This is a genomic window from Paenibacillus sp. Soil522, from assembly GCF_001428245.1.
GTDB lineage: Bacteria > Bacillota > Bacilli > Paenibacillales > Paenibacillaceae > Pristimantibacillus.
Genome location: NZ_LMRV01000040.1, coordinates 17,909 through 32,166, shown reverse-complemented (window position 1 = coordinate 32,166; position 14,258 = coordinate 17,909). Strand labels below are relative to the sequence as shown.

General features: G+C 48.4%; 13 protein-coding genes. 1 reads left to right on the top strand and 12 read right to left on the bottom strand.

What is annotated here, in order from left to right; genetic code table 11:
- Nucleotide 1: 1 nt before the first annotated feature.
- From ASG81_RS12505 to liaF, 7 genes are all read right to left on the bottom strand, one after another.
- Nucleotides 2–1,525 (bottom strand): sensor histidine kinase, encoded by a 1,524-nt coding sequence (locus ASG81_RS12505; RefSeq protein WP_056634248.1) that lies wholly within the window; start codon nt 1,523–1,525, stop codon nt 2–4.
- Nucleotides 1,526–1,529: 4 nt separating this feature from the next.
- Nucleotides 1,530–2,222: a response regulator transcription factor gene (locus tag ASG81_RS12500; RefSeq protein ID WP_056634241.1), complete on the bottom strand. Its 693-nt coding sequence runs from the start codon at nt 2,220–2,222 to the stop codon at nt 1,530–1,532.
- Between the two features lie 82 nt (nt 2,223–2,304).
- The gene (locus tag ASG81_RS12495) at nt 2,305–3,993 is read right to left on the bottom strand and encodes a S1C family serine protease (protein WP_056634234.1); all 1,689 of its coding nucleotides are present in this window, start codon (nt 3,991–3,993) and stop codon (nt 2,305–2,307) included.
- 206 nt (nt 3,994–4,199) lie between these two features.
- Nucleotides 4,200–4,598, bottom strand: a complete 399-nt coding sequence (locus ASG81_RS12490) for a YugN family protein (protein ID WP_056634231.1) — start codon at nt 4,596–4,598, stop codon at nt 4,200–4,202.
- 69 nt (nt 4,599–4,667) lie between these two features.
- A complete protein-coding gene (locus ASG81_RS12485) occupies nt 4,668–5,333 on the bottom strand; it encodes a response regulator (protein ID WP_056634227.1) in 666 nt (221 codons plus the stop codon).
- Nucleotides 5,333–6,364 (bottom strand): sensor histidine kinase, encoded by a 1,032-nt coding sequence (locus tag ASG81_RS12480; RefSeq protein WP_056634224.1) that lies wholly within the window; start codon nt 6,362–6,364, stop codon nt 5,333–5,335. Before ASG81_RS12480 ends, ASG81_RS12485 begins: the two co-directional genes overlap by 1 nt.
- A 6-nt stretch (nt 6,365–6,370) precedes the next feature.
- Nucleotides 6,371–7,396, bottom strand: coding sequence for a cell wall-active antibiotics response protein LiaF (liaF, locus tag ASG81_RS12475; RefSeq protein WP_056634221.1), 1,026 nt, complete (start codon nt 7,394–7,396; stop codon nt 6,371–6,373).
- A 262-nt stretch (nt 7,397–7,658) separates the two neighbouring features.
- On the opposite strand from liaF, the gene ASG81_RS12470 reads away from it, so the two are divergent.
- Complete coding sequence (locus ASG81_RS12470; protein ID WP_056634218.1) at nt 7,659–8,954, top strand: ammonium transporter; 1,296 nt, start codon at nt 7,659–7,661, stop codon at nt 8,952–8,954.
- Nucleotides 8,955–9,020: 66 nt separating this feature from the next.
- Here ASG81_RS12470 and ASG81_RS12465 read toward each other — a convergent pair whose 3' ends face one another.
- From ASG81_RS12465 to ASG81_RS12450, 5 genes are all read right to left on the bottom strand, one after another.
- A complete protein-coding gene (locus tag ASG81_RS12465; protein ID WP_056634215.1) occupies nt 9,021–9,404 on the bottom strand; it encodes a hypothetical protein in 384 nt (127 codons plus the stop codon).
- A 209-nt stretch (nt 9,405–9,613) separates the two neighbouring features.
- Nucleotides 9,614–9,742 (bottom strand): hypothetical protein, encoded by a 129-nt coding sequence (locus tag ASG81_RS33500; protein ID WP_268795776.1) that lies wholly within the window; start codon nt 9,740–9,742, stop codon nt 9,614–9,616.
- A 60-nt stretch (nt 9,743–9,802) separates the two neighbouring features.
- Nucleotides 9,803–10,417, bottom strand: coding sequence for a 3D domain-containing protein (locus ASG81_RS12460; RefSeq protein WP_056634213.1), 615 nt, complete (start codon nt 10,415–10,417; stop codon nt 9,803–9,805).
- 70 nt (nt 10,418–10,487) lie between these two features.
- Nucleotides 10,488–12,425 carry a threonine--tRNA ligase gene (gene thrS, locus ASG81_RS12455; protein WP_056634210.1) on the bottom strand — a complete coding sequence of 646 codons (1,938 nt, stop codon included), beginning with the start codon at nt 12,423–12,425 and terminating at the stop codon, nt 10,488–10,490.
- 438 nt (nt 12,426–12,863) lie between these two features.
- Nucleotides 12,864–13,796, bottom strand: a complete 933-nt coding sequence (locus ASG81_RS12450; RefSeq protein WP_056634207.1) for a putative sporulation protein YtxC — start codon at nt 13,794–13,796, stop codon at nt 12,864–12,866.
- Nucleotides 13,797–14,258: the final 462 nt, after the last annotated feature.

Sequence of the window (14,258 nt, the reverse complement as noted above, 5' to 3'; positions counted from 1 at the left end):
ATCATTCCTTTAATTCATCCGTTGCTACTATTATAGACGAATGAGACGTGTCAGAAAAGGTTATCGGAAGCCAAATCGTAAACTTCGTTCCATTTCCTTCGCGAGTCGTCACTTCCACGGAGCCCTGATGCTCGTCAATGATCCATTTGGCAATCGATAAGCCGAGACCTGTACCGACCGTCACCCCTCTCGATTCATCCGCCCTGTAGAAGCGCTCGAAGATATGGGGGATCTCCTCTGGATTCATTCCGATGCCGGTATCTTCAATAACAAAACCGACTTGTTGTTCTTTCCTTAATGCGCTCAGCTCGATCATGCCCTCAGGCGTATACTTGAAAGCATTTTCGATGAAAATAAACAGCAGCTGCTGCAAATAATTGTGGTTCGCTTTAACGCGTATGCCCTCCAGAGCAGACAGATCGCCCACTTTCCACTCAGCCGTACGCGGAAGGAGCTGCGCTCTGCGCACGACCTCCTCCGTGAGCGGCAGCAGGTCGAGCGGCGTCTTCTCCATCATATAGCCCGCATCGGCTCTTGCGAGAGCAAGCAGGTCGTTCACAAGCGTACTCATTCGCTTCGCCTCGGCGGAAATATCACTCATCGCTTCCTTTGAAAGCTCGTAGCGGTCGGAATCAAGAGGCAGCCAGTCACCTGTCTCAGCATCCCGGTTCGTCTCCCGAACCTTCGTCCACATCCGCTCAAGCAATTCGATATTGCCGCGTATTGTCGTGAGCGGCGTTCGAAGCTCATGCGAAGCATCGGAGACAAATCTGCGCTGTGCCATATACGCCTCATCGAGCTCATTGTATGCCATTTCCAATCGGGAGAGCATCACGTTCAGCGTGCTGACGAGCCGTCCGATTTCATCCTTTGGTCCCATCGCCGGAATTCGCACGCTCAGATCGGACCCGTTTTCAATTTGCTCCGTTGCGCGGATGACGCGTTCAATCGGACGAAGTGCTTGACGGGCGATGAATAAGCCTACAGTAAAGGCGATAAAGACCACAAGCAATGATGAAAATATAAGTGTCGTGCGGACGCCTGACAGAAACTTCTCTTCATTGTAAGGAATTGTGCCGACCTGAAGAAGCCCTACTAGTGTTCCATCATTTAAAAAAATAGGTCGTTGATGGATAAGCATGCTATATTTTTTTTTATTAATTTCCACCTGAACCTTCTTGATACCCTTCTCGGGATTAGTAGAAGCATCTGCATATGGGAAAACAAAATTCAATTGCCGCAAATTATATGATTGCTTAATGGCACCCTCTATATAGTTGACAATCTGGATATACATGTCCTTCTCTTCAATTCGCGATTTCCGATCATCCAGATCCAAATCAAGTTGATCCAAAAAAGTGGTTCCGCCTGTAACTACAATATTGCGATCCTGATCCCTAAGCTGCTCCTTTAAATCCGTATACGTATTCCAGTTAATAAATAAATAAATCGTAATGCCAAACACAAGAAGCGTTACAGCAAGCAACCCTGAATACCATAGCGTTAGTCTGAGCCGGATGGACATAATGTTATCCTGCCTCTCCGCGAAGCACATAGCCGGTGCCGCGAACCGTCTGAATAAGCCGGTTTCTGCCTCCGTCCTCTACCTTCTGGCGCAGCATCGCGATGTATACCTCCAGCACATTCGATTCACCGCTAAAGTCATAGCCCCAAATTTTCTCCATGATCGCATCACGCGTAAGCACGCGGCGCGGATTTTGCATGAACAGGAGAAGCAAATCATATTCCTTGGACGTAAGCTCAATCCGGCGTCCGGAGCGTACAGCTTCCCTGGCATCCATATCCAATATTAAATCCTCATAAAGCAGCTGATTGGCGGATTGCTCGATTTTATCCGATTTGCGGCGCAGTAATGCGCGCGCCCGGGCTAACAACTCCTCAAGCGCAAACGGCTTTACCAAATAATCATCGGCGCCAAGGTCGAGCCCCTTCACGCGGTCAATGATATCATCCTTGGCGGTCAGCATCATAATCGGTATCGTACTGCCGCTCTCGCGCACGCGGCGGCAAACCTCCCAGCCGTCCACCTGCGGCATCATGACATCGAGAATAAGCAAGTCCGGTTCAGTCTTGAGCAGCACCTTCAGCCCTTCCATTCCATTAGCTGCTGTCGTCACCTCGTACCCTTCAAATGCTAAGCTTCTCCGAAGCAAAGAAATAATTTTATCATCGTCATCCACCACTACAATATGCTGTCTCATCTTTTTTCCCCCTCTATTTGCAACAAAAAGCGCAGAGCCTGCGTCTCTCTGCGCTTTTCATTTCTATCAATCTCTTTCAGCTTTATTGAGCGCCAAGCGTATTCTTGTCACCAATTTCCACTTGCAGCTTCATTCCGCTTCCTTTGCGAACGATATTCAGCTCTATCTTATCGCCGACTTTCCTTGCTTGTATCGCTGTAATAAGAGCTTGAGTATTCTCATATTCCTTGCCGTCGATACCCGCAATGACGTCGAATTGCTGCAGCCCTGCCAAGTAAGCTGGTGAATTATAGTATACATTGCGAACAATTGAGCCTTCCACTTTGTCCATGCCTAACTGTTTCGCAATTTCTTCTGTTACATCCTGCAGTTCAGCCCCAATGTAAGGAGCAGCCGGCTTAGGAATCGTTGTGTTATTTTTCAAATTATCCAGTACTTCCTGAATCGTGCTCGTCGGAATCGCAAAGCCGATACCTTGCGCCTGCGAGCTGACAGCCGTATTGATGCCTACAACCTCACCGTTCACGTTCAGAAGCGGACCGCCGGAATTACCAGGGTTAATGGACGCATCCGTTTGCAGCAAATGCTCGTATTTGCGCTCGCCTTGCGTGTCTTGAATATCAATTGGACGCTCCTTCGCGCTCAGTACGCCAACGGTTACCGTGTGGTCGAAGCCGTAAGGGTTGCCGATCGCCACTACCCAGTCGCCAATATTGATATTATCAGAGTTGCCGAGCGGAAGCGTCGGAAACGCTTTATCGCCAGTTATCTTAATTACAGCGAGGTCCAGATCGTAGCTGGAGCCGAGCAATTCAGCAGTAAACGGCTTGTCATAGCCTTGAACGATGACTTTGATTTGATCCGAATCGCCAACCACATGCTGATTGGTCAAAATATATCCATTCGATTCGAAGAAAAATCCGGTACCAATGCCCGACTGCTGCATTTGGCCTTCCTCATTTTGTTGTCCTGCTTCCGGCTGTGACGTACCCGGGTAGTCATCGCCAAAAAATTGACGGAAAAACGAATCATCGAGCATGCTGCCGCTGTTGCTGCGTTTTGCCGTGTTCACATACGTTTCGATTTTGACAACGGCCGGACTTGCTGTCTCGAATAAATGAGCGATATTATCCGGTCTGGCGGCTACCGTTGAAGCTGAACCCGAGCTGCTAGTCCCTGCATTGGAAGTGGATGCTGAGCCCGAGCCGCTCGATTGCGTATTTGATGCTAACGCTTGCTCTTTCGTAAACCAGTTATTTAAATCCGCTGTATACATTAAGGAACCTACAAGGATGACGCCTGCAAGAAACGATGCGAATACCGCTTTAAAGGACGTCCGGCGCGGCTCCCGTACTTGCCATGTTCCTTTGGAGGACTGCGATGAAGGAGTAAAGGATCGAATTTGCGATTGCTGAGACGGTCTTGGCGCTGCTTGCTCAGTCTCAGCAAGCGAATCCAGCTGACTTTCCGATTGCTGGGCATATGCTGCCTCCTGGGAAGTGTTTCCTGTAATCCCATAAGGCTGATCTTGAATCAGCTTAGGCTTGTCTGCAGCATACCCATGATTGGATGGGCTGCCGTCCTCCTGCGAGTTTGCTTTAAACGGTCCATATGAATAGTAATAAGATGGCTTAGCGGATTGCTCCTGCGCTTCGTTTAAAACATCAGGCTTAGCATTTATTCCACTGTCAGCGCTCTCAGCAGCGCCTTGCCCCTCATCGTTTTCACGAAAAAAATCGTCGAAGCCCTTTTTGTTGTTTTGATCGTCCATGTACGTTCTCCTCCTTGAATCTTATTCCATCATGCGTCTGCTTGGCCTGCTGCCACGCTGCATGTCATTTCATTTATCTCTATCATGCACATTCTACCTTAAAACAAACTTAAAAGGAATTTAAACAGAAATAAAAAAAAACGCTCCTTCGTCATTTTAGGAACGTTTTTTTGCCCATTCATGTTAAAAAATCAGCTTGGAAAAAGCTATTCGACTTCATTCATCGCTTGCTTCGCGCGGTCAATCCACTGCGGCTCCAACGCGGCATCGGGATTGGTGGGGGATTGAAATTGATCAAATAGCGCACCGGCCACGCGTACAGATGCCTCAGGATCATTTCCTTCACGGTAGAGATGCTTGAGCACATAGGGAGTACCGAGCTTGATCGTCGCTTCATTATCCTTTTCTTCAACATCGATATGGCCGGCAATGACTTCAAACGGAATGCGGAGCCATACTTTATGCGCTTCATCGAGCGAACGGTCGAAGGACCCGCCATCGTACTCCCAGTTGCCGCCAAGCGTAAATTGCTGCGTCTCCAGCAGCTCCTTCGTCTCTAAAAAATGTTGTTCCCGTGACTCCAGCACGGACGAAATGGGTATCATGACAGCTGCTCCTTTACTAGCTTTTTTTCAATTTTTGCTAGTTGGTAGTATACCCGCCCATTTCTTCGTTTATGTGCGGTTCGCCCAGCCCTTGCGGTGAGCGAGCACAGCAAGCTGCGTCCGGTCATCCAGCTCGCATTTCATAAGCAAATTGCTGACATGTGTTTTTACCGTTTTTACGCTGATATGCAGCTCTTCCGCAATCTCTTTGTTTGATTGTCCATCCGCGATGAGCAGCAGCACTTCCTTCTCACGCTCCGTCAAGCCTTCATCGCCAGATTGAGCCGTCCGCTGCCTCAAGCCTCTCGTTAACGCTTGGGAAACATCGGCGGTCATGACCGGCATGCCCTTGAACGCACCGCTTATCGCGTAGATAAGCTCTTCAGCGGAAACGGTTTTGAGCACATAGCTTACAGCTCCCGCTTCTATCGCGCCATACACCTTGTCATCTTCAAGGAAGCTGGTCAGCATGACGATTTTCATTTCGGGAAAACGGGAGATAATCGCTTTCGTCGCTTCGATGCCGTCCATTCCAGGCATCATGAGGTCCATCAAAATAATATGAGGGCGTTTATCGTCCGTGCACGTCTCCAGCATGTCGATAGCCGCTTGCCCGTTACCCGCTTCCGCAATGACCTGAAACCTCGGTTCCAGCATCAGATAAGTTCGCAGGCCGGTTCTTACCATATCATGGTCATCAACAATCATTACTTTTATTAGCTCAGATCCATACATTATTCATGCTCTCCCCGCAACATTTTAGGTATCGTAACCTTTACTCTCGTACCGCTTCCCGGCTTGCTCCATATTTCTGCCGCTCCGCCAAGCTTCTGTGCCCGCTCCTGCATCGTGGACAACCCGTATGAGCCCTGCTTCACCTCATTTGCCTTGAAGCCAATCCCGTCATCCTGCAAAATCATAACGACCTGACGTTCATTATCCGCCAGCGTAAGCGTACAGCCGCCCGCTCCTGCATGCTTTACGATATTTGCCATCGCTTCCTGCGCAATCAAAAAAAGCTGATGCTCCTTCGCCTCGGATAAATGTTCCTTCAGACGCCATTCCAGCTCTCCCTGCAAATTGTTTTGCCGGCAGTAATCAGGAAACCACTTATCAAGCGCTTCATACAATGTCCGGCCCTCAAGCTCCATTGGCCGCAGCTGCGCAATAAAATTTCTCATTTGCTTTTGGGCCAAATTAGACATATGAACAAGCTGCTCCAGCACGGCATCGGCACGCTCACGATCAACCTGCTGCAGCTTAGGCAGTGAAGATGCGCACATATGAATGGCAAATAACTGCTGGCTTACCGTATCATGCAAATCTCTTGCCAGCCTCTTGCGCTCCTCGAGCACAGCTGCTTCATTCGAAGCCGATTCCGTCATCACATACTCTTCACCGCGCATTTGCAGCCATTTCATCTTCTCTTCCATTTGCTCTGCAAGCTCATTAAACTCACGGTACACCTCAATAAATGAATTATGTCCGCCTTCCGTAATTCGAACGCCATAATTGCCGTTAGAGGCTTGCTTGAGCGATAAATGAAGCGTATCGATCCTGCGCCCGATGCGCTGTGCCGCCCAATAGCCGAAGGCCGCGCTCACAAGCAGGAAGACGGAGGCGGCCCCGAGGCGCACTTCCGTCATTCCTGTTTCATCCGCAAGACCAATCCAAGCCACAGCTCCAAGCATCAGTGAAAACACAGATGCAATGACGAACATTCCGATGAGCTCCCACTTTCCGCTCCTCAAAAACCGAACCATCATCTGAACTCACCCCACCTTCGTGACGCGGACATCACCGATAAACGTGCTGACGATCAGCTTGATTTTTTTGTCGGACTGCTGATAGGAATGCGATTGGATATTGATGTTCGTAAACATGCCGCCTTCTTTCTGTCCTAAAATTTTCACATCGCCGATAAAAGCGCTTGATACGACCTGCACGCCTACCTCGTAATCATTCGGCACATAAACCTTTACGTCGCCTATAAAGGAAGAAACATGAATTTTCGTTTCGCCCAGCGATACTTGCGCCTTCGTTAAATCGAGCACCGTGTCTCCAATAAAATGAGAGATGTTAAGCGGCTTCAAATCCCAATAATCTTGACCGATATGAATATCGCCGATAAATCCGGAACGGGTCTGCACATTCGAGTCTTCGTGATTCCACCACTCCACATGCTCCTTATGATTCCTTTTCCACTCATGCGCACGCTTTTTGTATTCAGATTTGTGATCTTTTTTCCAGTCCTTGAAGTCCTTCTTGCTTGCGGAATAGCCTTCAAATTGATTATGGTCTGTGCCTTCCCGCTTCTCTTCCTGCATATGCCCAAAGGGATCTGCCGTCGGCTTCGTTGGATCAGGGTGCAAAGGCGGCGCTGGAGGAACAGCTGCTTGGTCCGAATACGGGCGATATGATTTCCAATCATCGGTTGGAGGCTCATGGCGCCTCGATTTGGGCCTCCAAATTAAATGGATGCCGATTAAAATAACCGCAACTGGCCAAATATAAGGAACGATGTCACCGATGGACCATGAGAACCATTCAAGATTGCGTCCCAGAAATATACATCCGACTAAAAGCACGACAGCTCCCCACCAGCTTGAGCCCGAACCATACGTTCTACTGGTTAGCAGCCCTCGAATGCCAATAATAATAAGGATGACAGGCCAATAGGTGGAAAATAGATCACTAATATCAAAGGTCACATGACCTGTTTGCCTTAGTAAAAACAAGACACCGATAACAATAATGATTAACCCGGTGAATAACCGGTTTGCGAAATTTCCGTTCAAGCGGCACCAGCTCCTTACGATTCCATCGTCGTTTGATAATTCTAGTATAGCGGACAGCATTCATTAGAAAAAGGGACGGCCGATTGAAATCGCAATCCGCCTCTAGACCGAGCATTTGTTGATCTTATCCAATTCAAACCTGACATGCGTCACGAAACATCACGCACAGCGTTGACATTGTTTACTTCTACTATTTATAATGATGAACGGATTAGGCAGAAGAGATTACTATGCATGTATAATTGGAACAGGAGATGAAGCAATGGACGTTATTGAACTGTCAAAAGGACTGGATACCATCTGGGTCGTTTTGACAGCAGCGATGATCTTACTCATGGAAGGCGGATTCGCTTTACTTGAGGCGGGTTTTGTCAGACAAAAAAATGCAGTCAGCATTATTATGAAGGTGTTCGTCGACATCGCTTTCGGCGCACTCGTTTTTTATTTTTTGGGATTCGCTCTCATGTACGGAAAGGATGCCGGCGGATTTATAGGCACGACCGGTTTTCTTATTAAAGGAGACTTGTCTCACATAGCATTAAATATTACTCACGAAACTTATTGGTTATTCCAATGTGCGTTCGTTATTGCCGTTATCTCGATCGTATCCGGAGCGGTTGCGGAACGCATCAACTTTAGAGCTTATATTTTATATACCATTGTGATGACAGGCTTCATCTACCCGCTCGCCGGACATTGGGTTTGGTCGGGAAACGGCTTTCTTGGAAAGCTCGGAATGATTGATTTTGCCGGGTCTGCTGTCATTCACGCCTTGGGCGGCTTTTCAGCGCTTGCTGCTGCGATATTCATTGGCCCTCGAATCGGAAAGTTCAGCGCAGACGGCAAAGTGAACATCGTACCGCCTTCAAACCTGCCGCTCGCTTCCGTTGGAGCGTTCATTTTATGGTTTGGCTGGTTCGGCTTCAATGCCGGCAGTACGCTCAGCGCAACGAACGGCTCGATCGGGCATATCGCGATTACAACCATGCTGTCGGCGGCTGCAGGCGGCGCAGCGTGTATCTTATTCACGATGTTCCGCTATAAGAAGGCCGATCCCCCGATGGTTATTAACGGCTCGCTAGCAGGCCTGGTTGCGATAACCGCGGGCTGTGCCTTCGTATCCGATATTGCTGCGATCTGCATTGGTGCTGTGTCAGGAATTGTGATGGTGCTGGTAACCGAATGGCTGGAGGGCAAGCAAGTCGATGATCCGGTCGGCGCCTTCGCCGTACACGGCATTAGCGGCTGCATCGGCACGCTCGCTGTCGGCTTGTTCGCTCTCCCGGAATTAATGGAGGGCGTTGGCAAAGGCTATTATGGCTTATTTTATGGCGGGGGCTTCAGCTTGCTTGGCGTTCAAGCGATCGGACTAGTCATCATATCCGTATGGGGCTTCGTTATAACTTGGGGGGCAATGTTGATTATTCGCAAGGTTACGCCTGTCCGAGTCTCCAAGGATGAGGAGCTTATCGGTCTCGATGTCGGCATTCACGGCGTTCCTGCTTACAGCCATGAGCATGATTTCCTCGATTACGATCGTCTGAAAAATAGCAAGTAAACGAAAAGAACCGTCTAAGCCCTTTCGGCCTGGACGGTTCTTTCATTTATTATTAGCTCAGATGCGTTACTCCTTCATTTCACTGGCGAGCTCATAGGATACGGTCACAATATCAGTCGGAGCCGACACATTCTTGATGGAACGGGCGCTATCGATTTCTAAGCGGAGCGCGCGAACCTTCTCCATCGGTTTTCTTACAAAATGAATATATTCAACGGCCAAGTGATGATCAGGCTTCTTACCCGTCAGCATTCTTCTTAAAGTAGACATCGATTGATAAGCGCGGTCTTCCATCATTCTTCTTTTCTCATAACGCTCAACCATCTGTTCAATTTCGGCTATTTCCTGCTCTTTCTTAGCTACGTAGGCATCTATAAAAGGAAAAACCTCGCCCGCTTTACGATGATGGGCAGCAATTACAAAGCCTGAATGCATGATTGGATCTGTCATGAGAATTCACCTGTCTTGTCATGTTATTATCTCTTACATATTTAATCATACAACAGATAAGGGTCATTTGAAAACTGTTTTTTATGATATGGAAATATCTGCGCCTATTACAACCGCTGCCTCACCGTCAAAACAATACTCCGGACATAAGAAAAGAGGAACCGCATCGGTTCCTCCGTGTTTCTTCATTTATTACATGGCAAAAAATACTACTTCTCAGCTTTTTGCTGAGCTGTATTAGCTGCTTGTTTACCGGCAGCATTGTTTTGATTAAATTCTTCTGCGAACTCTGCATTAAATTTATTGTTTTGGGCTTTGTTGTTTTTGTTTTTAGCCATTGTAGGTCACCTCCCCGTTCAAAGATAGTATGGCAGTCCTGCCGCTTATTATACGGGTTTTTAGGATTCCAAATATGTTTGCGGGATAGGCTTACCGGCTTCGACTGCCAGATTGATTTTGTTCAGCCACGCCTGCGATAGCTTACCCGTTCCTCTTCGCAGCACCTCTACGTGAACCGTCCGCTTACCCCACTGCTCGTACACCTGCTTGATCGTTTCAAAATACAGATCGATGCGCTTTCCCTTTATGGCTGAGCCTGTGTCCGCCACTACGCCGTAGCCGTAGCCGGGTATATAGAGCAAAGTTCCGATCGGAAAAAGTCTCGTATCGGCAGCTATCGTCGACACTTGATCCCTGCGCACCTTCACGCCCGAAAACGTAATGCCGTATTGCGGATGCCCCGGACGTTTGCCCGTCGATTCCACGCCTGCCGTATAGCCTGTGGCGATAACCTCAACGGTATCCGGCTTTGCCTGTTTAGAGGCGCGGGCGGATGCATCCAGTTTACTTGTGCTGCTGCTCTTACTTGCGGCCCTGTCGCCTGCAGCGCTGCGCTGAGGCGATGAAGCGGCGGCCGGCTCCAAGCCTCTCGTTGCATTTAAACCGATAACGATAACAGAAAGGAGCAGCAGGGCGGTTAGTCCTTTTCTAAAATAAAAAAAGCTTGTGGCCATCTGGGTACTTCCTCCTCAGAAGAATAATGCCCCGATGGCTCAAGCTTTATGCGCTATACATTATTGTTCATTATTGTTCTTTGTCTGCGATTTGCTTCTGGAGCAAAGCGATTAGCTCAGCAACAGGCATCGCGCCGAGATCACCTTCGCCGCGTTTACGCACGGATACAGCCTCCGCTTGCATTTCATTCTCGCCAACGACAAGCATGTAAGGCATCTTCTCAAGCTGAGCCTCGCGAATTTTGTATCCCAGCTTCTCGTTTCGCAGATCGCTCTCCACACGAACGCCGCTTAATTGCAGCTGCTCAGCTACCTTGCGCGCATAGCTCTCGTAAGCAGTCGATACCGGAATGACCTTCGCTTGCACCGGCGACAGCCAAAGCGGCAGAGCGCCTGCAAAGTTTTCAAGCAAGAACGCAGTCATTCTTTCCATTGTGCTTATGATGCCGCGGTGGATAACGACCGGACGATGCTTCTTGCCGTCCTCGCCGATGTACTCAAGCTCGAAGCGCTCAGGAAGCAAGAAATCAAGCTGTGCTGTCGACAGCGTCTCCTCTTTTCCAAGCGCTGTTTTGATTTGTACGTCGAGCTTCGGCCCGTAAAATGCCGCTTCGCCTTCTGCCTCGAAGAACGGAAGATCAAGCTCCTCTACTACCTCGCGAAGCATGCGCTGCGACATTTCCCACATTTCATCATTTTGGAAATATTTCTCTGTATCCTTCGGATCACGGTAGGATAAGCGGAAACGGTATTCTTTAATGCCGAAATCCTCATATACTTTGCGGATCAGGTTGACGACACGTGCGAATTCTTCCTTTATCTGATCTGGACGACAGAAAATATGGGCATCATTGAGCGTCATCGCCCGTACGCGGTGCAGCCCGGTGAGCGCGCCCGACATTTCATAACGGTGCATCGTTCCAAGCTCGGCAATCCTTACAGGCAGATCGCGATAGCTGCGCATATCACTTTTAAATACCATCATATGGTGGGGACAGTTCATTGGACGAAGTACAAGCTCCTCGTTGTCCATGATCATTTTCGGGAACATATCCTCGCTGTAGTGCTCCCAGTGACCGGAGGTTTTGTAAAGCTCCACATTGGCGAGAACAGGCGTATATACATGCTCGTAGCCCAGTCTTTCCTCTAGGTCAACGATATAACGTTCCATCGTTCTGCGCAGCTTTGAGCCATTCGGCAGCCATAGCGGCAAGCCTTGACCAACCTCACGCGAGAACGTGAACATTTTCAGCTCGCGGCCCAGCTTACGGTGATCGCGCTTCTTCGCTTCCTCCAGGAAGTGGAGATGTTCATCCAGCTGCGCTTTCTTCGGGAAAGCCGTTCCGTAAATCCGCTGCAGCATTTTGTTTTTGGAATCGCCGCGCCAGTAAGCGCCAGCGACGCTTAGCAGCTTAAAGGCTTTAATCCGGCCGGTAGACGGCAAATGCGGTCCGCGGCACAAATCGAAAAACTCGCCTTGATCATACATCGTAATGACCGAATCAGCAGGCAGATCACGAATAAGCTCCAGCTTCAGATTGTCATCCAGCTCTGTGAAAATCGCCAGCGCTTCGTCTCTGCTGACGACGCGGCGGCGAATGTCGATATTTTGCTGAACGATTTTCTCCATTTCCTTCTCGATCTTCACGAGATCCTCAGGCGTCAACGATTGCTCCATATCGATATCGTAGTAAAAACCGTCCTCGATTACAGGACCGATTCCAAGCTTTACGTTTGTATTCCCGTACAGGCGCTTAATGGCTTGCGCCAGCAAGTGAGCCGTACTGTGGCGGTATACTTCAAGACCGTCAGCCGATTCTACGGTAACGATCTCGATAGCCGCATCCGCATCGACCTTTGTATATACATCGACTACCTTGCCGTCGATTTTGCCGGCAATCGCATTTTTCCTGAGTCCCGGGCTGATGGAGCGCGCTACTTCTTCAATTGTTGTGCCGGCGGCATATTCTCTTACCGCGCCGTCCGGCAAAGTGATTTGAATGGCCATTTTCGTTCATCCTCCAGTTTGTCTGTAAGCGAATCGCTTACTTCCATTATTCCAAGCAAAAAGAACACAAAAAAAGCACGCATCCCTAAAAAAGGGACGAGTGCTTGTGTGCTCGTGGTTCCACCCTACTTCGACTGTGCCAGCGCAAATGCTTAAGGCTTGCAGTCCTCGTATCATCTGGTAACGGAGATTTCCGGTACAGCATACTGCTGCAGCCTCGCTCAAAATGGAGTAAGCTACAGGTTGGGCCATACAGCTTCAAAGGGGTACATCTGCGGACATCATGGAAGGAAATTACAGCCGGGTTTCCTCTCTCTGGACCAAATATCGTAAGCAGACACATGTCTTTGTCATTGCTGATTAGATCGTATATGTGTGTCATTATAGCTCGACTTGCGCGTTTGGTCAAGGCTGTATGCTTCGGCTGTTTTCCATTTTCTAAGGCTGTATGAGCTCATCCAGGCTGCTGCTGCACGATGCGCATTGCACGCAAACCGTTACCCGCTGATCAAAAATCGTTTCAATCGTTCGAATGACCTGCATATCAGGCTGCCTTGTATGAATCGTGATATGCTTTGGCGATACCGAAATCAACGAGCTAATGACCATATCCTCGATATTCATTTCCGTTTCAAGCATTTCCGCTACGATGCGATCCGTTGGCGGATTCGGGTCAAGCTGCTGAAAGCTGTCATTATAGAGCATGAAATCATGCCCGCCCTTATGCAGCAAATGGACCATCGGCAGCTTCGTATCCTGGAGAAAAACAAAATATTTTAACAGGGAAATAAACTCCTGGTATTGTTTATCGAGTACATATTCATCCAAAGCATATTCAACGACCTCGGCTAATTCCTTTCGATAAGGCTCCAGCCTGAAAGTCGTAAATCCTGTCACGTTAAGCTGCGTATTTTTCTGTAAAAACTGCTCGACCTCAGCGGCCACCTTGCTTTTGCGCCTTAACCGGTCTGCGTCCAGAAACCTTGTGCCTAGGCCATCCCACTCTTTCCCATGCAGCAAGTCATGACAATATCGTTCAATAGCGGCCGCATCGGTCGAATGATTATTCCGATATTTTCTGCGGATAATGATAGACAGCATGCCCGGCTCCAATTCGCTGACCACGAATTCGGCAATCGCCGCCGCCGCTGACTTATACACGGCTGGACCATGCGCTTCCAGTTGAAAATGCGGCAATAATGCCTGACACCGGATATCCTGACCGGATACCTGCAAAAATTCGATTACGGCTGGTTGCTCAGCATTTGAGCCAATATGTAAATCGACGAGCGCTTGTTCCGTCAACAAATTCGCGAGTTTATTAACCGACTTTTGGAGGCTTGTAGGCAATGATACCGTAAATAGCTCCATAAGCTCACCCCTTTCCTTCCTTATCAGTATATGGTGCCGCACACGGGGATATACGATGAAGACATTGGAATGTAAGGGAATCCGGGCATACAAAAAAACGTCTGCCGAGCGTTCTTGCCTGCTAAGAGGAGAACGATCGACAAACGCATATAATCCATTACTATATATGACCAAAACAAGCTAGTTTTGCATAATAAAATCAAGATCAGCTTTATCGGATATTATATTTCGTATCCCGCTGGGCAGGAATTTTGCCGCACTCGCGGATGAGCTGAAGAATGAGTTCGATGTTTACTTTGTGAGTCGTTCCTGCAGCAATTGAATTATATAATGAAAGTTGAACGATTGGCAGTTATCCATATAAAATAAGGCTTCTCGGGGAAAACTAAAATATATACGTAGGGTAAATACTTCAAACTGTAGTAACTACACGCTTATCTAAAAAAACTGTACAATAAATAC

Excerpts from the sequence above, each read along its gene's own strand:
- ASG81_RS12505 (WP_056634248.1), bottom strand. The coding sequence starts at position 1,525 with ATGTCCATCCGGCTCAGACTAACGCTATGGTATTCAGGGTTGCTTGCT.
- ASG81_RS12500 (WP_056634241.1), bottom strand. The coding sequence starts at position 2,222 with ATGAGACAGCATATTGTAGTGGTGGATGACGATGATAAAATTATTTCT.
- ASG81_RS12495 (WP_056634234.1), bottom strand. The coding sequence starts at position 3,993 with ATGGACGATCAAAACAACAAAAAGGGCTTCGACGATTTTTTTCGTGAA.
- ASG81_RS12490 (WP_056634231.1), bottom strand. The coding sequence starts at position 4,598 with ATGATACCCATTTCGTCCGTGCTGGAGTCACGGGAACAACATTTTTTA.
- ASG81_RS12485 (WP_056634227.1), bottom strand. The coding sequence starts at position 5,333 with ATGTATGGATCTGAGCTAATAAAAGTAATGATTGTTGATGACCATGAT.
- ASG81_RS12480 (WP_056634224.1), bottom strand. The coding sequence starts at position 6,364 with ATGATGGTTCGGTTTTTGAGGAGCGGAAAGTGGGAGCTCATCGGAATG.
- ASG81_RS12470 (WP_056634218.1), top strand. The coding sequence starts at position 7,659 with ATGGACGTTATTGAACTGTCAAAAGGACTGGATACCATCTGGGTCGTT.
- ASG81_RS12465 (WP_056634215.1), bottom strand. The coding sequence starts at position 9,404 with ATGACAGATCCAATCATGCATTCAGGCTTTGTAATTGCTGCCCATCAT.
- ASG81_RS33500 (WP_268795776.1), bottom strand. The coding sequence starts at position 9,742 with ATGGCTAAAAACAAAAACAACAAAGCCCAAAACAATAAATTTAATGCA.
- ASG81_RS12460 (WP_056634213.1), bottom strand. The coding sequence starts at position 10,417 with ATGGCCACAAGCTTTTTTTATTTTAGAAAAGGACTAACCGCCCTGCTG.
- thrS (WP_056634210.1), bottom strand. The coding sequence starts at position 12,425 with ATGGCCATTCAAATCACTTTGCCGGACGGCGCGGTAAGAGAATATGCC.
- ASG81_RS12450 (WP_056634207.1), bottom strand. The coding sequence starts at position 13,796 with ATGGAGCTATTTACGGTATCATTGCCTACAAGCCTCCAAAAGTCGGTT.